The sequence below is a fragment of the Agrobacterium sp. SUL3 genome (assembly GCF_001263295.1).
Lineage (GTDB): Bacteria > Pseudomonadota > Alphaproteobacteria > Rhizobiales > Rhizobiaceae > Agrobacterium > Agrobacterium tomkonis.
In genome coordinates this window covers 12,997-33,783 of record NZ_KQ414509.1, presented here as the reverse complement: position 1 = coordinate 33,783, position 20,787 = coordinate 12,997, and the positions used below count along the sequence as shown (strand labels likewise).

Below are 20,787 nucleotides of genomic sequence, written 5' to 3'. Positions count from 1 at the left end.
GACAGGCCCGAGAATGACGGCGCGTGGGGATAAAGGCCATCGCCACTCTCCCGGCACATCGTCTTTCAATGCTGATCGGTATGCGGCTTGTGGAAGATATCGTCGGTCGGCGGAATGGTCTGCCGCTCGATCATCCGGTGTACGCGTGGCCGCGTCTTGCCGCGATGAAGCTCAAGCAGCCTGTCCCAGGCCTCGGCATCCGCCTGAGTGCGGCGGTGGTTATGGCGGACATATTCCACCCATGTCGGCACATGATAGCTTTCAGTCCAGATATCGGGGTTTTCCAGGTCGCGCATCAGGTTCCAGTTGCGCGCGCCATCCCGGATGCGGATGCGGCGGCGCTCAGCCATCAGCGGCAGGAATTCGCCGAGATCCTCGTCATGGATTTCATAATCGATGAGAATGGCGATCGGGCCACTGCGCGGCTTGATATCAAGCCTCAGCGGCGGCTCCACGAAACGGTTGAGCGGATCGAGATTGAGCGAGGCGAAGGCCGGCATGGCAAGCTTGAGGCCCACGACGACGCCGAGCAGCATCAGCACGCAGGAACAGAGAAGCGAATAGGAAATGCCATAGTCTTCGGCCAGTTCGCCCCAAAGCCAGCTGCCGACCGCGATGCCGCCGAAGGTCAGCGTCTGGTAAAGCGAAAGTGCCCGGCCCACCACCCAGCGCGGCGTGGAAAGCTGGACGATGGTGTTGAACAGGGAAAGCGCCAGAACCCAGCAGGCGCCGGCGACGGTCAGGACCAGCGAGGTGATGATCGCACTCGTGCTGATTGCCGTTATACCGGAACTGAAGGCGAAACCTAAAAAGGCGACACGCACGATCCATTCGCTGGACATGACTTCCCGCAACCGGGCACTGATGAGCGCGCCACCAATGGCACCGACGCCGAATGCGCCCAGCATGACGCCGTAGGTCAACGGGCCGCCCTCGACCAGATCACGGGCAACGATCGGCATCAAGGCCAGGATGGCACTGGCGGAGAGGCCGAAGAGAAAGCCGCGCACCAGCACCTTGCCGATATTGGGCGACATGGCCACATAACGCATTCCGGCGGATATGGCGGCGAGAAGCTGCTCGCGCGGCAAGGTCGAGGCGTTTTTGGGCGGCTGCCAGCGAAACAGGGCATAAAGCAGGGTGAAGTAGCTGAGCGCATTGACGAAAAACGCGGCAGCAGCCCCTGCGGCAGCGACGATGATACCGCCGATGGCGGGGCCGACGCTGCGGGTGATGTTAAAACCGACGCTGTTCAGCGTCACGGCGGCGGGCAGATCCTCGCGCGGCACCATTTCGCCAACGGAGGCCTGCCAGGACGGATTGTTGAGCGCCGTGCCACAGCCGATCATGAAGGTGAAGAAAAGCAGCAGCCAGGGTGTGAGCCAGCCGGACCAGGCAAAAACCGTGAGCAGTACAGAGGCAGTCAGCATCAATAACTGCGCCGAGATCATAATGCGGCGACGATCAAAACTGTCGGCCAGCGCGCCTGAAATCAGCGAAAACATCATGATCGGCAGCGAGGTGGAAGCCTGCACCAGCGCGATCATGTTTTCGGAACTCGACAGCGAGGTCATCATCCATGCGGCGCCCACCGCCTGGATCAGTCCGCCGAAATTCGAGGCAAGGCTGGCGATCCAGATTCGTCTGTAAGTCAAATGCCTTAAAGGCGCGAGTGGCGATTTACGGTCAGGCACGCTCTGTCCAATTGATGCAACTGCGATTTGTTAAACGGCAACTATAGACAGTGCCCAGAATGATGCCACCCTTTCCGACACGGTAGCGGTGAAAATGTGGCTGCGGACGCCATTGAAGCAGGAGCGCCCGCGAAAACCTTGCAATCCCGCCCCGATGGGTCTATATGACCCCTGAAATTCTTGATCGCTTGATGAAGAGTGGGGCCGCAAGGCTCCGCTCTTTTTCGTTAGGCGAACCGGAAACCACGGGCCAGGAGCCCGGTGAAAATCAAAGACCGGAAGGCCAGATGGCAGACACCGCACAAGAATCGCGACTGATAACTGAAACGGGCATCGACCAGCGCATTGCCGAGATCATCGAGCCTGTTTTGGCGGGTATGGGATATCTTCTGGTGCGCGTGCGGCTCTCCAACCAGAACGGCATGACGCTGCAGGTGATGGCCGAGCGCGAAGACGGCACCATGACCGTCGAAGACTGCGAAGCGATCTCCATGGCCATTTCACCGGTTCTTGATGTGGAAGATCCGGTCGATAAAGCGTATCATCTCGAAGTTTCCTCGCCCGGCATCGACCGGCCGATGGTTCGTAAATCGGATTTCACCCGCTGGCAGGGTCATCTGGTTAAGGTCGAAACCTCCATTCTGGTCGAAAACCGCAAGCGGTTTCGCGGCAAGATCGTCGAGGTCGATGCGGATGGCTTCAAGCTGGAACGCGACCAGATCGCCTATGGCGAGGAGCCGACAGTCACCGTTCCGTTCAGCGCGCTTTCCGATGCGAAGCTCATTCTGACGGACGACCTTATTCGTGATGCGCTGCGGGCAGACAAGGCGGCTAAGGCTGCCGCCGCAAACCAGAACGACGAAAACGAAACAAACGAAGACTAATTCCAACGTAAAGCCCGAAAAAGGGCGATCCCCGCAATTATGCGACTTACGGAGATAGAAAAATGGCAGTGAGTGCTAACCGGCTTGAGCTTCTGCAGATCGCCGATGCTGTGGCGCGCGAAAAGGTCATCGACCGCGAAATCGTGCTTGCCGCAATGGCCGACGCTATCCAGAAAGCCGCCCGCTCGCGCTATGGTTCGGAAACCAACATTCGCGCCGACATCAACTCCAAGACCGGCGAAATCCGCCTGCAGCGTCTTCTGGAAGTGGTCGAGGCAGCCGAGGACTATTCGACCCAGATCCCGCTGGAGCTGGCCCGCGACCGCAACCCGGACGCCAAGCTCGGCGATTTCATCGCCGATCCGCTGCCGCCGATGGATTTCGGCCGTATCGCCGCCCAGTCGGCCAAGCAGGTCATCGTGCAGAAGGTGCGTGAAGCCGAGCGTGACCGCCAGTATGACGAGTTCAAGGATCGCATCGGCGAAATCGTCAACGGCACCGTCAAGCGCGTCGAATATGGCAATGTCATCGTCGATCTCGGCCGTGGCGAAGGCATCATCCGTCGCGACGAGATGATCCCGCGGGAAAACATGCGTTACGGCGACCGCGTGCGCGCTTACGTTTACGACGTTCGCCGCGAACAGCGCGGCCCGCAGATTTTCCTGTCGCGTACCCATCCGCAGTTCATGGTGAAGCTCTTCACCATGGAAGTCCCGGAAATCTACGACGGCATCATCCAGATCAAGTCGGTCGCCCGCGACCCCGGTTCGCGTGCCAAGATCGCCGTCATCTCGAACGATAGCTCGATCGATCCGGTCGGCGCCTGCGTCGGTATGCGCGGCTCGCGCGTTCAGGCCGTTGTCGGCGAATTGCAGGGCGAGAAGATCGACATCATTCCGTGGAGCCAGGAGCCGGCTTCCTTCATCGTCAACGCCCTGCAGCCGGCGGAAGTCGCCAAGGTGGTTCTGGATGAAGAGTCCGAGCGCATCGAAGTGGTCGTTCCCGACGAGCAGCTGTCGCTCGCCATCGGCCGTCGTGGCCAGAACGTGCGTCTGGCATCGCAGCTCACCGGCTGGGACATCGACATCATGACCGAACAGGAAGAATCCGAGCGTCGCCAGAAGGAATTCAACGAGCGCACGGCACTGTTCATGGACGCCCTCGACGTTGACGAGATGGTCGGCCAGGTTCTGGCTTCCGAAGGCTTCGCACAGGTCGAAGAACTGGCTTATGTCGACCTCGGTGAAATTTCCTCGATCGACGGTTTCGATGAAGACACCGCCGATGAAATCCAGACCCGCGCCCGCGAATATCTGGAACGTCTGGAAGCCGAAATGGACGCCAAGCGCAAGGAACTCGGCGTTGCCGACGAGCTGCGCCAGATCGACGGCCTGACCTCGCAGATGATGGTTGCGCTGGGTGAAGACGGTATCAAGACCATCGAAGACTTTGCCGGCTGCGCCGCGGACGATCTGGTCGGCTGGAGCGAACGCAAGGACGGCGAGACCAAGAAGTTCGAAGGCATCTTCTCCAAGCTCGACGTCTCGCGCGTCGAGGCCGAGAACATGGTGGTGCAGGCCCGTCTTCTGGCTGGCTGGATCACGGCCGAAGACCTCGCTTCCGAAGAGGAAGCCAATGCTGAAGCTGCCGAGGAGGCGGATACCGCCGAGCAGGAATGACATCGCAGGCGCATGAGCCGGACGAGCTGCCCGAGACCGATGAGGACGGGCGGCTGGAAGGCAACGTCAATGGACGTATGTGCATTGTGACACGGCAAAGCGGATCCCCCGATGAGTTGATCCGCTTCGTCGCAGGCCCGGACGGCAGCGTCGTGCCGGATCTGAAACGCCAATTGCCGGGGCGCGGCTGCTGGGTAACACCCGAGCGCGCCCTGATCGAGAAAGCCATTGCGAAGAAGATTTTCGCACGGGCACTCAAACGCGACGTCAAGGCCGGACCGGAGCTTCTTGCTCTTCTCGACCGGCTGATGGCGCAGCAGCTTGCGGGAATGATGAACATGGCGCGCAAGGCGGGCCAGTTCATCAGCGGCGCGACGAAGGTCGATGCCGCCATCCGGTCCGGGAACGCGATTGCCGCGTTCCACGCAACCGATGCTGCGGCGGACGGCGTGAGAAAACTGGACCAGGCCCGCAGGGCCTGGGCGTTCGGCAGCGATGCCGACAATGAAATTCCGTCCTTCCGGCTCTTCAGTAGCGCCGAAATGGACGAGTTGATGGGCCAGAATGCTTTTATCCATGCTTGCGCGCTTGCGGGGCAGGCGGGTGAGGGGGTAGTGAAGCGCGCAACGATGCTCGAGCAGTACCGCCTTGGCGGTCGATCTCAGGCGGAACGCGACGCTGCCCGGACAGAACAATGACGCGGTTAACCGACATGAACGGTCGCCGCGTTCCGATGCAGCAATTGAACGACGAGACCTGATGGACGTCATCCGGTTCTCGTCCGAAGGAACGGGAACGAATGACCGACAACAACGACGACAAGACACTTAACGCGCCGGCCAAGAAGACTCTCACCCTCAAGCCGGGCGGGATGAATCAGGGCACCGTGCGGCAGGATATGGGTCGAGGTCGCACAAATGCGGTTGTCGTGGAAACACGCAAGCGCCGCCCCCTACGTCCCGAAGACGAGAAGCCGGTTCAGCCGATCGCGGCAGCAGCACCTGCGCCGAAGCCCGCAGCACCGGCCCCTGCCCCCGTGGCAGCGCGTCCGCAGGCTCCCCAGCCGCGCATTCATCAGCCAGGCGGCCAGCAGCAGCGTCCGGGTTCTTCCCAGTCGCAGCAGCGTCCCGGCTCGTCCGCACCCCAGCAGCGCCAGCCTGACCGTCCGCGCGGCAACGTTCTGCACGATCTTTCCGCCGGCGAGATGGAAGCCCGTCGCCGTGCGCTGATGGAAGCGCAGGCTCGTGACGTGGTGGAAGCCAAGCAGCGCGCCGAAGACGAAGCACGCCGCAAGGTTGAGGAAGAACAGCGCATCGCAGCCGAAAAGGTTGAGGCCGCAAACCGCGCTGCCGAAGAGGCTGCAGCTGCCAAGGCAGCGGCAAGCCAGCCTGCCGCTGAAGTGAAATCCGAACCGGCCAGCGAAAAGCCGGCTGCGGCCTTTGCACCGGCCCCCCGCACTGACGCACGTCCTCAGTCCGCCACCGCTGCTCCCCGTTCCGCTCCTGCAACGCCCGATGCGGCCGCTCCGCGCGGACGTCGTACCGGTGGCGACGAGGAGGATGATCGTGGTGCCGTGCGTCGCGGCAGCAGCCTTCCGGCCCGCGGCAAGGTCACGGCTCCGGTTCCGGCCAAGCCCGCCGCCCGCCTGAAGACGGAAGAAGAACGCCGTCGTGGCAAGCTCACCGTCACCTCGTCCAATCTGGATGAAGACGGCACGCCGCGTGGCCGCTCGATGGCATCCATGCGCCGCCGTCAGGAGAAATTCCGCCGCAGCCAGATGCAGGAAACCCGCGAAAAGGTTATGCGCGAAGTCATCCTGCCGGAAACCATCACCATTCAGGAACTGTCGCAGCGCATGTCCGAACGCGCCGTCGATGTCATCAAGTTCCTGATGAAGGAAGGCCAGATGATGAAGCCAGGCGACGTGATCGACGCCGATCTGGCGGAACTGATCGCCGTCGAATTCGGCCACACCGTCAAGCGCGTTTCTGAATCCGACGTGGAAGAAGGCATCTTCAACCAGGCCGACGACGAAGGCGAAATGGTTTCCCGTCCGCCGGTCGTGACAATCATGGGTCACGTCGACCACGGCAAGACCTCGCTGCTCGACGCCATCCGTCAGGCAAACGTGGTTGCTGGCGAAGCCGGTGGCATCACCCAGCATATCGGCGCCTACCAGGTTGAGAAGAACGGTCAGAAGATCACCTTCATCGACACCCCCGGCCACGCCGCCTTCACGGCGATGCGTGCCCGTGGTGCGCAGGCGACCGACATTGCCGTTCTGGTTGTTGCCGCAGACGACAGCGTCATGCCGCAGACGATCGAATCCATCAATCACGCCAAGGCGGCCGGTGTTCCGATCGTCGTTGCGATCAACAAGATCGACAAGCACGAGGCAAACCCTGAAAAGGTTCGCCAGCAGCTGCTGCAGCACGAAGTTTTCGTGGAATCGATGGGTGGTGAAGTTCTTGACGTCGAAGTGTCGGCCAAGAACAAGCTCAATCTGGACAAGCTGCTCGAAGCGATCCTGCTTCAGGCGGAAATCCTCGATCTCAAGGCAGATCCAAGCCGCACCGCAGAAGGCACGGTCATCGAAGCCGAGCTGGACCGTGGACGCGGCGCCGTCGCCACCGTTCTCGTGCAGAAGGGTACACTGAAGCCCGGCCAGATCATCGTTGCCGGTGACCAGTGGGGCCGTGTGCGCGCGCTCGTCAACGACAAGGGCGAACACGTCAAGGAAGCCGGTCCGGCCATGCCGGTCGAAATCCTCGGCCTTTCCGGCACGCCGTCGGCCGGTGACCGTTTTGCGGTTGTCGAAAACGAAAGCCGCGCCCGCGAAATCTCCGAATACCGCCAGCGTCTGGCACGCGACAAGGCTGTCGCCCGCCAGACCGGTCAGCGCGGCTCGCTGGAACAGATGATGAGCCAGCTTCAGACTTCGGGATTGAAGGAATTCCCGCTGGTCATCAAGGCGGACGTGCAGGGTTCGGTCGAAGCCATTATCGCTTCGCTCGACAAGCTCGGCACAGACGAAGTCCGCGCTCGTGTCGTTCACTCTGGTGCTGGTGCCATCACGGAATCGGATATCTCGCTTGCCGAGGCATCGAACGCCGCGATCATCGGCTTCAACGTTCGCGCCAACGCACAGGCACGTACGGCGTCCGAACGCGCCGGTATCGAAATCCGCTACTACAACATCATCTACGATCTGGTGGATGACGTTAAGGCGGCGATGTCGGGTCTGCTTTCGCCGGAACGTCGCGAGACCTTCCTCGGCAATGCCGAAATTCTCGAGGTGTTCAACATCACCAAGGTCGGCAAGGTCGCGGGTTGCCGCGTCGTCGAGGGCAAGGTGGAACGTGGTGCAGGTGTCCGTCTGGTGCGCGACAACGTCGTTATCCACGAAGGCAAGCTCAAGACCCTCAAGCGCTTCAAGGACGAAGTCAACGAAGTGCCGGTTGGTCAGGAGTGCGGTATGGCATTCGAAAACTACGAAGACATCCGCGCCGGCGACACCATCGAGTGCTTCCGCGTCGAACACATCACGAGAACGCTCTAAGCGTTCTCGCCGCAAAACAGGATTTTTCTGTCGGGCGCCGGCTTACCGGCGCTCGCTCCGTTTGAGGCATTACCCATGGCAAAAGCAACATCATCGGCCCCTTCGCAACGCATGCTGCGTGTTGGCGAACAGGTGCGCGCCGCTCTTACCCAAATTCTTCAGCGCGGCGAAGTCCGCGACGATCTGATCGAAGGCACCGTCATTTCCATCTCGGAAGTACGCATGTCGCCCGATCTCAAGATCGCGACAGCTTACGTGACGCCGCTTGGCGTTGCGGATCACACCGACATCATCAGCGCGCTGAACCGCCACGCGAAATTCATGCGCGGCCGTCTCGGTCCGCAACTGCGACAAATGAAGTACATGCCGGAACTGCGCTTTCGCGACGATACGAGTTTCGACAATTACCAGAAGATCGACGCACTCCTGCGGTCACCGGAGGTGCAGCGCGATCTTGGACCTTCAAACGAAAAAGACGACGAACAGAACTGAAGCATGTCCAAACCACGTAAACAGCAGCACCGCAAACCCAAGGGCCGTCCGATCTCGGGCTGGCTCATCCTCGACAAGCCACTTGATTTCGGTTCCACCGAAGCCGTTTCCAAGATCAAGTGGCTGTTCAACGCCCAGAAGGCAGGCCACGCCGGAACGCTCGATCCGCTGGCTTCCGGCATGTTGCCGATCGCCCTCGGCGACGCCACCAAGACCGTGCCTTACGTCATGGACGGCCGTAAAATCTACGAATTTACCGTCACCTGGGGTGAGCAGCGCGCAACCGACGATCTGGAAGGCGAGGTCGTCAATTCCTCCGACCAGCGCCCGGACGAACAGGCGATCCGCGATCTTCTGCCCAATTATACCGGTGTGATCCTGCAGACACCGCCGCAATTTTCCGCGATCAAGATTGCCGGCGAGCGCGCCTATGATCTGGCGCGCGATGGCGAGACGGTGGAAATCCCGGCACGCGAGGTGGAAATTCACCGCCTGACGCTGCTCGCCTGCCCCGATGCCGATACCGCGCATTTTGAAGTGGAATGCGGCAAAGGCACTTATGTGCGAGCGCTTGCGCGCGACATGGGAAGCGATCTCGGCTGTTTCGGCCATATTTCGCAGTTGCGCCGTACCATGGTCGCCCCCTTCGGCGAAGACATGATGGTGCCGCTTGAAACACTGACGGCACTGGAAGCCATAGAAGACCGCGACGAGCGGGTCGAGGCGCTGGATGCCTTTCTGATCGACACGGCGCAGGCGCTTTCCTCGCTTCCGCATCTTATCATCAACGACGATCAGGCGCACCGGCTGAAGATGGGCAACCCCATCCTGCTGCGCGGGCGTGACGCGCCGGCCAATCATCCGGAAGCCTATGCCACCGTGCAGGGCAAGCTGGTCGCGATTGGCGAGATCGGTGAGGGAGAGTTTCGGCCGAAGCGGGTTTTTGGCTGAAATAGGCTGTCTTCATGTATTTCCGGACGGAAAAACGCACATGGTTTTCCTGGAAATGCTCCGCTAGGCCCAGTCAATCACCTCTTTCAATTGTACCCGGAATAGTTTATAGGCAGCGCCAGCTTGGGCTTTGCCTATGCTGCTGAATGGCCAGAGCTGGACGACATCCCGGCTCTAGGCGTCCCCGTTTTTCCTTAAAAACAAGAAAGGATCGTACGATGTCGATTACTGCAGAGCGCAAAGCCGCCCTCATCACGGAATATGCCACCAAGGCAGGTGACACCGGTTCTCCGGAAGTTCAGGTCGCAATCCTGACCGAGCGGATCAACAACCTCACCGGTCACTTCAAGGACCACAAGAAGGACAACCACTCCCGTCGTGGCCTTCTGACGCTGGTTTCGAGCCGTCGTTCGCTTCTCGACTATCTGAAGAAGAAGGACGAAGCCCGTTACACCAAGCTGATCGGTGCTCTCGGCATTCGCCGCTAAAACCTTATCCGGCGGGTTTCACAACGACACCCGCCGGTTTTTATATTGGGCCTTTTGAAGGCCGCATGAATTTCCGGGCGTTTGCCGCAGATGTGGTCCCCGGACGGATAAGGTAGCCCCGGATGGGCCGGTGCCGCCTTTTCAACCGCAGACCTGTCATGGGGCAGGATTGCCGGATGCTTGCGCCTCGAAAGCCTCCCGCTGTCTTGCCCGTGATTGCGTCGTTCTTTGCCCCCATAAGGCGGGCAAGTACAAACAAGGACAAGATATGTTCAATAAGCACTCCGTGGAAATCGAATGGGCAGGCCGCCCGCTGAAGCTCGAGACCGGCAAGGTTGCCCGTCAGGCTGATGGCGCCGTCATCGCAACCTACGGCGAGACGATGGTTCTCGCGACCGTGGTTTCCGCAAAGTCTCCGAAGCCCGGCCAGGACTTCTTCCCGCTGACCGTCAACTACCAGGAAAAGACCTACGCTGCCGGCAAGATCCCCGGCGGCTATTTCAAGCGCGAAGGTCGTCCTTCCGAAAAGGAAACGCTGGTTTCCCGCCTGATCGACCGTCCGATCCGCCCGCTTTTCCCTGAAGGTTACAAGAACGACACGCAGGTTGTCGTCACGGTCATTCAGCACGATCTGGAAAATGATCCGGACGTTCTGTCGATGGTTGCCGCATCTGCTGCGCTTACACTGTCCGGCATTCCTTTCATGGGTCCGGTCGGCGGCGCGCGCGTTGGCTACATCAACGGCGAATACGTTCTGAACCCGCATCTCGATGAGATGGATGAATCGGTTCTGGATCTGGTTGTTGCCGGTACGCAGGACGCCGTTCTGATGGTGGAATCGGAAGCCAAGGAACTCAACGAAGACGTCATGCTCGGCGCCGTCATGTTCGGCCACAAGGGCTTCCAGCCGGTTATCGACGCGATCATCAAGCTCGCCGAAGTTGCCGCCAAGGAACCCCGCGAATTCGAACCGGAGGATTTCTCCGCGCTCGAAAACGAAATGCTGGCCCTGGCTGAAACCGAACTGCGTGCCGCCTACAAGATCACCGAAAAGGCTGCCCGTTACGCTGCCGTCGACGCCGTGAAGGCGAAGGTCAAGGCGCACTTCCTGCCGGAAGAAGGCGAAGCCAAGTACAGCCCGGAAGAAATCGGCGCGGTCTTCAAGCACCTGCAGGCGAAGATCGTTCGCTGGAACGTTCTCGACACCAAGAGCCGCATCGACGGCCGCGACCTGTCGACCGTTCGTCCGATCATTTCGGAAGTCGGCCTGCTGCCGCGCACGCACGGTTCGGCTCTGTTCACCCGCGGTGAAACCCAGGCGATCGTTGTTGCGACGCTCGGCACCGGCGAAGACGAGCAGTATGTCGACAGCCTGACCGGCATGTACAAGGAACGCTTCCTGCTGCATTACAACTTCCCGCCCTATTCGGTTGGTGAAACAGGCCGCATGGGCTCCCCGGGCCGTCGCGAAATCGGTCACGGCAAGCTCGCATGGCGCGCGATCCGTCCGATGCTGCCGACTGCGGAACAGTTCCCCTACACGCTGCGCGTCGTTTCCGAAATCACCGAGTCCAACGGCTCTTCGTCGATGGCAACGGTTTGCGGCACCTCGCTCGCACTGATGGACGCCGGCGTTCCGCTGGCAAAGCCGGTTGCCGGCATCGCCATGGGCCTTATCCTTGAAGGCGAGCGCTTTGCGGTTCTCTCCGACATCCTCGGCGACGAAGACCACCTCGGCGACATGGACTTCAAGGTTGCGGGTACGGCCGACGGCATCACCTCGCTGCAGATGGACATCAAGATCGCCGGTATCACCGAAGAGATCATGAAGATCGCTCTCGAGCAGGCACAGGGTGGCCGCAAGCACATTCTCGGCGAAATGGCCAATGCCATCACCGAGAGCCGCAGCCAGCTCGGCGAATTCGCACCGCGCATCGAAGTCATGAACATTCCGGTCGACAAGATCCGTGAAGTCATCGGTTCCGGCGGCAAGGTCATTCGCGAAATCGTCGAAAAGACCGGCGCCAAGATCAACATCGAGGACGACGGCACCGTCAAGATCGCTTCTTCTTCCGGCAAGGAAATCGAAGCGGCCCGCAAGTGGATCCACTCGATCGTTGCTGAACCGGAAGTCGGCGCCATCTACGAAGGTACGGTCGTCAAGACCGCTGACTTCGGCGCTTTCGTCAACTTCTTCGGCGCTCGCGACGGCCTCGTCCACATCTCGCAGCTCGCTTCCGAGCGTGTTGCCAAGACCTCCGACGTCGTCAAGGAAGGCGACAAGGTCTGGGTCAAGCTGATGGGCTTCGATGAGCGTGGCAAGGTTCGCCTCTCCATGAAGGTTGTCGACCAAGCAACCGGCCAGGAAGTCGCTGCCGACAAGAAGAAAGAAGACGGCGAAGCCGCTGCCGAATAAGGCCGCGCCGCCAGACCCTATCGAGGCGCGGGTTTTGCCCGCGCCTTTTTTCTATTTCGCTTAGATCCGCTTGGCTCACCGCCAAATCGATCTAACTCTTTGATTTAACGCATTGTCCAGATTGTAAAAGCAGTCCCGCTTTTCCTGGAAATGCTCTAAGGACGCTCCCATGAGCCGCGACGCTGTTAAAACCCTTTTCCACCCCTTTGCCGCAGAAATGCTCGATATGCCGAAAGAGGGCGAACGCATTCTGTTTCTGGGAGCGGAGGCCGGCCCGAGGCTGGATGGTTTTGACGCGGAGATTATTGCCGTTCAGCACCTTCGGCCACTTTACCGGGCTCTGCAGGCGCAAGGCGCGCAGGTCACCCCGGACGTTTCGGGCGAGGACTACGATGCGGCGCTTTTGCTGTGCGGCAAACATCGTGGCGAGAACGAAAACCGCGTCGCGGAAGCACTGTCACGCGTGAAAGCCGGCGGCCTGATCGTCGCGGCGGGATCGAAGGAAGACGGTATCGTGACGCTGCGCAAGACGCTGGCAAAGCTTGGCATCGAGGCCGACTCGACGCCAAAATACCATGGTGTCGCGCTTTGGTTTAAACGTCCGGACGATGTTTCCTCGGCTCTCTCGAAGCTTGCCCAAAAGCCCGTGACGGTCGACGGCCGCTTCACCGCCCTGCCCGGCATGTTCTCGCACGACCGCGTCGATGACGGTTCGGAGCTTCTGGCATCGCGCCTGCCGACCGATTTTGACGGCAACGCCGCCGATTTTGGCGCAGGCTGGGGTTATCTTTCGGTGATGCTGGCAGAAAAATCGCCGCGCACCGCCCGTATCGATCTTTTTGAAGCGGACCGGAATGCGCTTGAATTTGCCAAGACCAATCTTCTTGAAAACAATCCGCGGCTGACGGCGCGTTTCTTCTGGCAGGATCTGGCTAACGAGCCGCCGAAGGAAAAATACGACCTCATCATCATGAACCCGCCTTTCCACGCGGCGGGACAGGCGGCGGAGCCCGCTCTCGGCCAGGCGTTCATCAAGGCTGCCGCCGGCGCGCTTCGCAGCGGCGGAAAGCTGTTGATGGTTGCCAATCGCGGCATGCCCTATGAGCCGGTGCTCGCGACGGAATTCCGCAGCAGCGCAGAGGTGTGCCGTAACGCCCGCTTCAAGATCCTCAGCGCCCAGAAATAATCAATTCAGCAGGGCGGTCAGCTCAGCAGCCATGCCCACAGCGACACGGAAAGAACGCCGGTCGCCGTGGAAATGCTGATGGTGGAGGCCGCAACGCTGTGGCCGATGCCGAAGCGGTTGGCGATCAGCCATGCATTCACCCCCGTCGGCACCGACGAGGTGAGCACAAGGGCCGCCGTCCATTCCCGGCTGAGGCCGAGAGCGTGGCCCATGGCCCACACGCAGGCGGGCAAGAGCAGCAGTTTGAACACTGTCATGGTAACAGCGATCCCCAGATTGCCGCGAATGGTGTATTTCGTCAGCGCCATGCCGAGCGAGATGAGCGCCGCTGGCCCTGCCATCGAAGCAATCTGATCGACCACGGTTTTGAGGATGGGCGTCAGCGTCACACCTGAAACATTGGTCGAAAGGCCAATCGCCAGGCCAATCACCAGCGGATTGGTAACGAGGTTACGACCGACCTGCTTGAAGACCGCAGCCATGCTTCGCTTTTCACCCCCGACCGCCTTGTGTGTGGCGTTCTCCATCAGGATCGTGCCGGCAATCATCATGACAGGCAGGTGGATGGCCAGCAGAATGGAAAGCGCCACCAATCCCTCATCGCCAACGGACCGGCCGACGAGTGGCAGGCCGATGAAAATATTGTTGGCGAAGGCCGAGGAAATCCCGGCAATGACGGCGATACGCACATCCTGCTTGAAGACGTAACGGGTGACGATATGTCCGATTGTCCATGTGACGGCCACGCCGGCGAAATAGGTGATCCAGAGCCGGAAGGGCGACGCACCGTGGAAATTCGCTTCCGCAAGCGTGCGAAAGATCAGTGTCGGCACGGCGATCTTGAACACGAAATCGCTGAGAATCTCGCCGGCATCGGCACGGAACAGACCGGCCTTGACTGTAAGCCAGCCGATCAGGATGAGAATGAAAATCGGAGCGACATTAGCGGCAACGGCAGACATGGAGGGAAAGCTTTCGCGGCTTTGCGGGAGATACTCCGCTTTAGAGCGTTTTCCACTGGAATGGAATCGCGAAAACGCTGCGCGTCTTTGTTTTCGCCAATTGCGGATCGCATGCAACGCAGAAGGCAGATCGATTAAGCGCCTTCACCGGTAATGCTCTTCGCTGCCCCATAACCCCGCATTCCGCGGCATCAGGGCAAAGAAAAAGCGGGGTTTCCCCCGCCTTTTATGTCCGTTATACGCCGCCAGTACATCCGTGGCGGAGATAACGGTTGAGCCAGAAGACCATCATGTCTTCCATTCCGGTACGCATTCACACACCTTTTGCTCTGGAACGAGCAATAGCTTAGCCACATTACAGGCAAATGACGCGTTTCCTCCTCTTTGCGGAGAACCGCATATTTTCCCTTTGGGCTTTTCTTGCCGCCAGAAATGTTTAAGACCGTTTGAAAATACGCACACGCCTCGTGCGAACTGGATAGGGCCCCATGACGAAATTCGACGTACTGACTGTCGGCAATGCCATCGTCGACATCATCTCCCGCTGCGATGATCGCTTTCTCAACGACAATGCCATTACCAAAGGCGCGATGAACCTCATCGATGCGGAACGCGCCGAATTGCTTTATTCGCTGATGGGGCCGGCTCTCGAAGCCTCCGGCGGCAGCGCGGGTAACACGGCGGCGGGCGTGGCGAATTTCGGCGGCAAGGCCGCCTATTTCGGCAAGGTCGCCGAAGACCAGCTCGGAGAAATCTTCCAGCACGATATCCGCGCGCAGGGCGTCTATTTCGAAACGAAACCGGAAGGCACCTTCCCGCCGACCGCCCGTTCGATGATCTTCGTGACCGAAGATGGCGAGCGTTCGATGAACACCTATCTCGGCGCCTGCATCGATCTCGGCCCTGAAGACGTCGAAGACGACGTCGTGGCGCAGACCAAGGTCACCTATTTCGAAGGTTACCTTTGGGATCCGCCGCGCGCCAAGGACGCCATTCGCGAATGCGCCCGCATCGCGCATGAAAACGGCCGCGAAGTTTCCATGACGCTGTCCGACAGTTTCTGCGTCGGCCGTTACCGAGAGGAATTTCTCGACCTGATGCGCTCCGGCACGGTGGATATTGTTTTCGCCAACAAGCAGGAAGCGCTTTCGCTTTACGAGACCGACGATTTCGAGCTGGCGCTGACGAAAATTGCCGCCGACTGCAAGATCGCGGCGGTGACAATGAGCGAAGAAGGTGCCGTTATCCTGCGCGGTACGGAACGCGTGAAGGTAGAGGCCTATCCCGTGCATGACGTGGTCGACACGACAGGTGCAGGCGATCTTTTCGCCGCCGGTTTCCTGTTCGGTTATACCCAGGACCGGTCGCTCGAAGATTGCGGCAAGCTCGGCTGCCTCGCGGCCGCGGCCGTCATTCAGCAGGTAGGGCCGCGCCCGATGTCATCGCTCAAGGCGCTTGGCGCAAAGCACGGCCTTATTTAAAGGCCTCACCGGGGTAGGCACCCCAGATTTCGCCCTGCGAAACCCAGCCCGAGGCCTGACCGGCCTCGGCGCGGCACCAGTCGCCATTGCATTCACCGATCCTGAAGACGACGCCCGGCTCAAGCCGCGCCACAACGGAAGCGCCAGACTGCGCCTCGCGGCGCATATTTACGAAAACTTCCTTGCCCTTGCCGCGCATCCAGGGCGCTGCAACGGCGGTGCGCTCGCCGGACAGCAGCGCCTGGTTGACCCAGCCTTCCGTGCCGTCAGCATCACGAATACGCCGCCAGTTTTCATATTCCTGAATGATTTCGACGGGCATTCCTGATTTCAGATACATCCATGACACGGCGTAATCCGTGCTGGGGCCGATGCGCATATTGACGCGCTTGGATTTCAGGCTGACGAAACGCGGCAGCGGCAGGCCGCTGGCGCCCTTGGCGGCACCCTGCGCCATGGCTTCAGTTGCCGCACCGAAGAGGCCCAAAGACAATGCAATGCAAACGATAGAAACCACACTGCGCATGCCCATTTCCGTTTCCCGCCTTCTGCAAACCGGATGATATTCGAGGAGGCTCGTTTCCACATGCCTCGAGCCTCGGCGAGTTTTGTTTGTCTTCGCCGGCGGGTCTGGTAGAAACGCCCTGATTGAAAGAAATTATCGCTCTTTCTGGTTAATGACTTCTGAACAAGGCAGCGGCAAACGATGACCCACAAGAAGAGACCGACAGTCTATATCACCCGCAAATTGCCTGACGTCGTCGAGACCAGAATGCGCGAACTCTTCGATGCCGAACTGAATATCGACGATACGCCGCGCAGCGAGGCAGAGCTTGTCGCCGCCATGCAGCGGGTGGACGTGCTGGTGCCGACCGTGACCGACCGCATCACCGCCGCGATGATCGAACAGGCGGGGCCGCAACTGAAGCTGATCGCCAGCTTCTCCAATGGCATCGACCATGTGGATGTGGACGCCGCAGCCCGAAAGGGCATTACCGTTACCAATACACCGAATGTGCTGACCGAAGACAGCGCCGATATCACCATGGCGCTGGTGCTGGCCGTGCCGCGCCGCATGATCGAAGGCACGCGCGTGCTTGCCAATGGCTCGGATGAGTGGCTCGGCTGGTCGCCGACCTGGATGCTGGGGCGGCGCATTTCCGGCAAGCGCATCGGTATTGTCGGCATGGGCCGCATCGGAACTGCGGTTGCGCGGCGCGCCAAGGCGTTCGGCCTTTCCATTCATTATCACAACCGCAAACGCGTCAACCCCGCGACGGAGGCGGAGCTTGAGGCAACCTATTGGGACAGCCTCGACCAGATGCTGGCACGGGTGGATATTGTCTCCGTCAATTGCCCCTCGACGCCCGCGACCTATCACCTGATCTCGGCGCGGCGGCTGGCGCTGATGCAGCCAACCAGCTACATCGTCAATACTGCGCGCGGCGATATCATCGATGAGGCCGCGATGATCCAGTGCCTGCGCGAAGGAAAAATCGCCGGCGCCGGTCTCGATGTCTATGAGAATGAGCCTGCGGTGAACCCCAAGCTCATCAAGCTCGCCAAGGAAGGCAAGGTCGTTCTGCTTCCGCACATGGGATCTGCGACGATCGAAGGCCGCATCGAAATGGGCGACAAGGTCATCATCAACATCCGCACGCTGTTCGATGGACACCGTCCGCCGAACCGGGTGCTGCCGGGGCGTAGCTAAGTCAGCTAAAGAAGTCATCGTCTGATTATCGCGTGGGGGAAGGTCAATGGGAACTCCGGTGAAGTTTTTGCTGCTCATGTCCACCTTGCTTGTTCTGGGCAGCAGCCCCGTCCGGGCCGCTTCACTCTCGCCCGAAGAGACAGCGGAACTCTATTATCGTGCCTGGCTGAATTTTGATCGCGGCAGCATGGTTCGACTGGATAAAGAATGGGGTTCTCCGGATAGCGGCCCGCGTTACGTCGATATGGAACTGGTTACAGATCCGGTCGCCTGGCAGCTTAAATACAAGGGTTCCAACGCGCCAAAGGGGACCACAAGCGAACAGCAGAACCAGTTTGCAAAGCTGTGGGTGGCAAGCACGAAGCGCGCGCGATGCAAGGCTGAACCAGCACGCATCGGAGCGCAATTGCCCACAGGTGCGTTCCTGGCGCGGATTAAGATGAACTGCGTCGTTGCAGATGCCGAGCCAGCCTTCAGAAAGCTGAAAGCTGGGGCAAAGCCGGATGACCTCGGTGACGGTGGCCGCATGCCGTCTGCGGACCTTATGAAACAGATGGCGGAAGCCGCGATGGCAGCACCGGTGACGCATAAGATCACGACGGAAATCCAGCTCGTCAGCGGAGCGGACAAGCGCGTCTGGCGGGTCGGATCAGGCGACGTTCAGCCCGAGACGGGCATCGACGGCGTTTCTGCGGTCTTTATCTCGCAAATGCTGCAATCCGGCCTTCTGCGATAGGCCGGTTCGCAATGCCGGCTTTGCCGCAAAGGCTGGACGGCCTCAACCGAGGAATTTCGTCATTTCAATCGAGGTCGTGCGATCATAACCGGCATGGGCATTTTCAGCGGTCCTGACGAAACCCCAGGCGGCGAATTTGGCGTGATTGGCGCCAAGTTCGATGCGTGTTTCCAAGCGTAGCGCCGGTAGCGCCAATTCGCCGGCCAGTGCTTCGGCTCTTTCAAGCAGCATCCTGCCGATGCCCTTTCCCTGCGCTTTCGGGGAAACGCACAGCTTGCCGACGTAAAGACAGGCCGGCGGCTCCGGCCGGCAAAACAGGCAGCCCAGCAGCTCATCACCATCAAGCGCCACGAACGCAATCTCCGCCCTCGCCTTTTCGGCAAGATTTTCGAGTGTCAGGCGATGGGCCGAGGATGGCGGATCGATGACACCATCCATATAGGCGAAGGACGCCATGATAAGCGCCAGCAAGTCCTGCCAGCGATCGAATTCCTCCCCAACCCTTGCGATCCGGATCATGGTTTCTTTCCGGCCGGCCGGCGTTTGTAACGCACGGTTTCGAAACGGGCCGACAGCGCATCATAAAGCAGCAGGCGACCGATCAGCGGCTCACCGGCACCGGTGATCACCTTGATCGCCTCCATGGCCATGAGGGTGCCGATAACCCCGGTCAGCGCGCCGACGATGCCGGTTTCCGCACAATTGGGAATGAGACCCTGCGGCGGCGGCTCCGGAAACAGATCACGATAACCCGGCAACAGAGTGCCTTCTGCGTTGATCGCATAGGGTTTCAAGACGGTAACCGAGCCATCGAAACGGCCGACGGCGCCGGTGACCAACGGTCTCTTCGCCGCTTCCGCTGCATCCGCGGCGGCATAACGCGTATCGAAATTATCCGAACCATCGATCAGCAGATCGAAGGATTGCAGATGGTCATGCGCCCAGACCTGCGAAAAGCGCTCCTCATAAACCAGCGTGCGTACATGTGGATTGAGCCGGGCGATGGCCTTGCGGGCGCTTTGCGTTTTCAGCTCGCCGATGGTGCCGCTATCGTGGATCACCTGCCGCTGGAGGTTGGACAAGGAGACCACATCGTCATCGATCATACCGAGCGTGCCGACGCCGGCGGCGGCAAGATAATGAAGGACGGGCGCGCCGAGGCCACCCGCGCCAATGACCAGCACGCGCGCCGCCTTCAGCCGCTGCTGGCCGGCACCGCCGATTTCCGGCAGCAGGATGTGGCGCTTGTAGCGTTCGATTTCTTCCGGGCTCAGCGGTTCCATCTCGCCCTCCATCTCTCTATCGTCATCCCGTGACGCTCCCGTGGGAAACATTGAAGAACTGCGCCCGCTCGCCAAGGGCGGAAAACATGGCCGCATCCGTTCCGGTCATGAAACTCTGACCGCCGAGTGCGTGAATGAGATCGAACAAAGCGGCACGTCTGCCCTCATCCAGATGGGCGGCGATTTCGTCCAAGAGCAGAATGGGCGCATGGCCAGTCATATTGGCGGTCAGTTGCGCATGTGCAAGCACCAGCCCGACCAGCAACGCCTTCTGCTCTCCGGTTGAACAGCGTTCCGCTTCCATGTTCTTTTCCGCGTGGCGCACGAAGAGATCAACGCGGTGCGGGCCATCCAGCGTGCGGCCTGCGGCAGCGTCCCGATACCGGCCATCGCGCAACATAAGCCTATATTCATCTTCCAGATCGACCGCCGGGCGATTAAGCCCGTCATCCATGAAACCGGAAAGCGAAAGCGCCGCCGAGGGGAAAGCAGCGTTGCCCGCCCGCCCTTCGATCAGGGTCTTCAAAAGGCCAAGCATTTCATAACGGGCAACCGCCATGGAAATGCCGAGTTCCGCCATCTGCTTTTCGATACCATCCAGCCAGACAGGGTCGAAACGGCCTTCCGAAAGCAGGCGGTTACGGCCGCGCATGGCCTTTTCGAAATCGCTTGCCCGCCTGCCATGCGCGGGGTCGAGCGACAGCACCAGCCGATCGAGAAAACGCCGGCGATCCGATGACGAGCCGGTGAAGAGGCCGTCCATGGCCGGCGTCAGCCACAGCACGCGCAAATGATCGGTCAATTCATCGACCGACTTGACCGACGTGCCGTTCAGCCGCAGGCGACGCGACACCACTTCGCCATCACCTTCAATCCCGGTGCCGATGGCAACTTCGCCATCCATGCCTTCGACATCGGCAAAGATCGAGAAACCGGTGGCCTCCGCTCCGACGCGGGTAACATCGGACAGGGTGGCCCGGCGAAGGCCCCTGCCGGGTGAAAGAAACGAGACGGCCTCCAGCAGATTGGTCTTGCCGGAGCCATTATCGCCTGTCAGCACAATATGGCGATCATCAAGCGTGAGCGCCGCCGCCGCATAGTTGCGGAAGTCCGTGAGTTTCAGCCGTAAAAGCGACACCTTGTTCGTCATCTGTACGGCCTAAAACGAACATGGCCGGATGGCAAGAAGGGGAATGCCCATCCGTATTAAAGACCGTCACAGCAAGGCAATTCATTCTCCAGTAGCAACTTTTTGGACGGCCGGT

18 protein-coding genes are annotated in these 20,787 nt (G+C 60.1%); 12 read left to right on the top strand and 6 right to left on the bottom strand.

The window, feature by feature from the left end; translation table 11 throughout:
- Positions 1–65: 65 nt before the first annotated feature.
- Positions 66–1,694 (bottom strand): MFS transporter, encoded by a 1,629-nt coding sequence (locus AKG12_RS19400; RefSeq protein WP_082178949.1) that lies wholly within the window; start codon positions 1,692–1,694, stop codon positions 66–68.
- Between the two features lie 287 nt (positions 1,695–1,981).
- Here AKG12_RS19400 and rimP point away from each other — a divergent pair, with 287 nt between their 5' ends.
- The 9 genes from rimP to AKG12_RS19355 all read left to right on the top strand — a co-directional run bounded on the left by rimP (position 1,982) and on the right by AKG12_RS19355 (position 13,349).
- Complete coding sequence (rimP, locus tag AKG12_RS19395) at positions 1,982–2,578, top strand: ribosome maturation factor RimP (protein WP_046799419.1); 597 nt, start codon at positions 1,982–1,984, stop codon at positions 2,576–2,578.
- Between the two features lie 62 nt (positions 2,579–2,640).
- On the top strand, positions 2,641–4,257 hold the full coding sequence (gene nusA / locus AKG12_RS19390) for a transcription termination factor NusA (RefSeq protein ID WP_046799111.1): 1,617 nt from the start codon (positions 2,641–2,643) through the stop codon (positions 4,255–4,257).
- Entirely contained in the window at positions 4,254–4,955 is a 702-nt protein-coding gene (locus AKG12_RS19385) for an RNA-binding protein (RefSeq protein ID WP_052820110.1), read from the top strand. Before nusA ends, AKG12_RS19385 begins: the two co-directional genes overlap by 4 nt.
- Before the next feature lie 101 nt (positions 4,956–5,056).
- Entirely contained in the window at positions 5,057–7,816 is a 2,760-nt protein-coding gene (gene infB / locus AKG12_RS19380; RefSeq protein WP_052820109.1) for a translation initiation factor IF-2, read from the top strand.
- 75 nt (positions 7,817–7,891) lie between these two features.
- Positions 7,892–8,308, top strand: a complete 417-nt coding sequence (rbfA, locus tag AKG12_RS19375) for a 30S ribosome-binding factor RbfA (RefSeq protein ID WP_006309910.1) — start codon at positions 7,892–7,894, stop codon at positions 8,306–8,308.
- A gap of 3 nt (positions 8,309–8,311) precedes the next feature.
- On the top strand, positions 8,312–9,259 hold the full coding sequence (gene truB / locus AKG12_RS19370; protein WP_052820108.1) for a tRNA pseudouridine(55) synthase TruB: 948 nt from the start codon (positions 8,312–8,314) through the stop codon (positions 9,257–9,259).
- Between the two features lie 218 nt (positions 9,260–9,477).
- Positions 9,478–9,747 carry a 30S ribosomal protein S15 gene (rpsO, locus tag AKG12_RS19365; RefSeq protein ID WP_006309908.1) on the top strand — a complete coding sequence of 90 codons (270 nt, stop codon included), beginning with the start codon at positions 9,478–9,480 and terminating at the stop codon, positions 9,745–9,747.
- A gap of 268 nt (positions 9,748–10,015) precedes the next feature.
- Positions 10,016–12,163, top strand: a complete 2,148-nt coding sequence (pnp, locus tag AKG12_RS19360; protein WP_046799107.1) for a polyribonucleotide nucleotidyltransferase — start codon at positions 10,016–10,018, stop codon at positions 12,161–12,163.
- Positions 12,164–12,332: 169 nt separating this feature from the next.
- On the top strand, positions 12,333–13,349 hold the full coding sequence (locus tag AKG12_RS19355) for a class I SAM-dependent methyltransferase (RefSeq protein WP_052820107.1): 1,017 nt from the start codon (positions 12,333–12,335) through the stop codon (positions 13,347–13,349).
- Positions 13,350–13,366: 17 nt separating this feature from the next.
- On the opposite strand, the gene AKG12_RS19350 is transcribed toward AKG12_RS19355, so the two are convergent.
- Complete coding sequence (locus AKG12_RS19350) at positions 13,367–14,311, bottom strand: AEC family transporter (RefSeq protein WP_046799105.1); 945 nt, start codon at positions 14,309–14,311, stop codon at positions 13,367–13,369.
- 488 nt (positions 14,312–14,799) lie between these two features.
- Here AKG12_RS19350 and AKG12_RS19345 point away from each other — a divergent pair, with 488 nt between their 5' ends.
- On the top strand, positions 14,800–15,792 hold the full coding sequence (locus AKG12_RS19345) for an adenosine kinase (protein WP_052820106.1): 993 nt from the start codon (positions 14,800–14,802) through the stop codon (positions 15,790–15,792).
- On the opposite strand, the gene AKG12_RS19340 is transcribed toward AKG12_RS19345, so the two are convergent.
- Positions 15,785–16,318 (bottom strand): SH3 domain-containing protein, encoded by a 534-nt coding sequence (locus AKG12_RS19340; RefSeq protein ID WP_052820228.1) that lies wholly within the window; start codon positions 16,316–16,318, stop codon positions 15,785–15,787. The two genes, AKG12_RS19345 and AKG12_RS19340, sit on opposite strands and share 8 nt — an antisense overlap.
- A 180-nt stretch (positions 16,319–16,498) precedes the next feature.
- On the opposite strand from AKG12_RS19340, the gene AKG12_RS19335 reads away from it, so the two are divergent.
- Together AKG12_RS19335 and AKG12_RS19330 are read left to right on the top strand one after the other, a co-directional pair.
- Positions 16,499–17,503, top strand: a complete 1,005-nt coding sequence (locus tag AKG12_RS19335) for a 2-hydroxyacid dehydrogenase (RefSeq protein ID WP_046799103.1) — start codon at positions 16,499–16,501, stop codon at positions 17,501–17,503.
- Positions 17,504–17,561: 58 nt separating this feature from the next.
- Complete coding sequence (locus tag AKG12_RS19330; protein WP_285277766.1) at positions 17,562–18,239, top strand: hypothetical protein; 678 nt, start codon at positions 17,562–17,564, stop codon at positions 18,237–18,239.
- Between the two features lie 42 nt (positions 18,240–18,281).
- Here the strand turns inward: AKG12_RS19330 and AKG12_RS19325 are convergent, their stop codons facing one another.
- From AKG12_RS19325 to recF, 3 genes are read right to left on the bottom strand one after another with little or no spacing between them, the layout of a single operon-like run.
- Complete coding sequence (locus tag AKG12_RS19325; RefSeq protein WP_052820104.1) at positions 18,282–18,758, bottom strand: GNAT family N-acetyltransferase; 477 nt, start codon at positions 18,756–18,758, stop codon at positions 18,282–18,284.
- Entirely contained in the window at positions 18,755–19,522 is a 768-nt protein-coding gene (locus AKG12_RS19320) for a molybdopterin-synthase adenylyltransferase MoeB (protein ID WP_052820103.1), read from the bottom strand. The genes AKG12_RS19325 and AKG12_RS19320 overlap by 4 nt, the downstream gene beginning before the upstream one ends.
- Before the next feature lie 22 nt (positions 19,523–19,544).
- On the bottom strand, positions 19,545–20,672 hold the full coding sequence (recF, locus tag AKG12_RS19315; protein WP_052820102.1) for a DNA replication/repair protein RecF: 1,128 nt from the start codon (positions 20,670–20,672) through the stop codon (positions 19,545–19,547).
- Positions 20,673–20,787: the final 115 nt, after the last annotated feature.

Excerpts from the sequence above, each read along its gene's own strand:
- rimP (WP_046799419.1), top strand. The coding sequence starts at position 1,982 with ATGGCAGACACCGCACAAGAATCGCGACTGATAACTGAAACGGGCATC.
- nusA (WP_046799111.1), top strand. The coding sequence starts at position 2,641 with ATGGCAGTGAGTGCTAACCGGCTTGAGCTTCTGCAGATCGCCGATGCT.
- AKG12_RS19385 (WP_052820110.1), top strand. The coding sequence starts at position 4,254 with ATGACATCGCAGGCGCATGAGCCGGACGAGCTGCCCGAGACCGATGAG.
- infB (WP_052820109.1), top strand. The coding sequence starts at position 5,057 with ATGACCGACAACAACGACGACAAGACACTTAACGCGCCGGCCAAGAAG.
- rbfA (WP_006309910.1), top strand. The coding sequence starts at position 7,892 with ATGGCAAAAGCAACATCATCGGCCCCTTCGCAACGCATGCTGCGTGTT.
- truB (WP_052820108.1), top strand. The coding sequence starts at position 8,312 with ATGTCCAAACCACGTAAACAGCAGCACCGCAAACCCAAGGGCCGTCCG.
- rpsO (WP_006309908.1), top strand. The coding sequence starts at position 9,478 with ATGTCGATTACTGCAGAGCGCAAAGCCGCCCTCATCACGGAATATGCC.
- pnp (WP_046799107.1), top strand. The coding sequence starts at position 10,016 with ATGTTCAATAAGCACTCCGTGGAAATCGAATGGGCAGGCCGCCCGCTG.
- AKG12_RS19355 (WP_052820107.1), top strand. The coding sequence starts at position 12,333 with ATGAGCCGCGACGCTGTTAAAACCCTTTTCCACCCCTTTGCCGCAGAA.
- AKG12_RS19350 (WP_046799105.1), bottom strand. The coding sequence starts at position 14,311 with ATGTCTGCCGTTGCCGCTAATGTCGCTCCGATTTTCATTCTCATCCTG.
- AKG12_RS19345 (WP_052820106.1), top strand. The coding sequence starts at position 14,800 with ATGACGAAATTCGACGTACTGACTGTCGGCAATGCCATCGTCGACATC.
- AKG12_RS19340 (WP_052820228.1), bottom strand. The coding sequence starts at position 16,318 with ATGCGCAGTGTGGTTTCTATCGTTTGCATTGCATTGTCTTTGGGCCTC.
- AKG12_RS19335 (WP_046799103.1), top strand. The coding sequence starts at position 16,499 with ATGACCCACAAGAAGAGACCGACAGTCTATATCACCCGCAAATTGCCT.
- AKG12_RS19325 (WP_052820104.1), bottom strand. The coding sequence starts at position 18,758 with ATGATCCGGATCGCAAGGGTTGGGGAGGAATTCGATCGCTGGCAGGAC.
- AKG12_RS19320 (WP_052820103.1), bottom strand. The coding sequence starts at position 19,522 with ATGGAACCGCTGAGCCCGGAAGAAATCGAACGCTACAAGCGCCACATC.
- recF (WP_052820102.1), bottom strand. The coding sequence starts at position 20,672 with ATGACGAACAAGGTGTCGCTTTTACGGCTGAAACTCACGGACTTCCGC.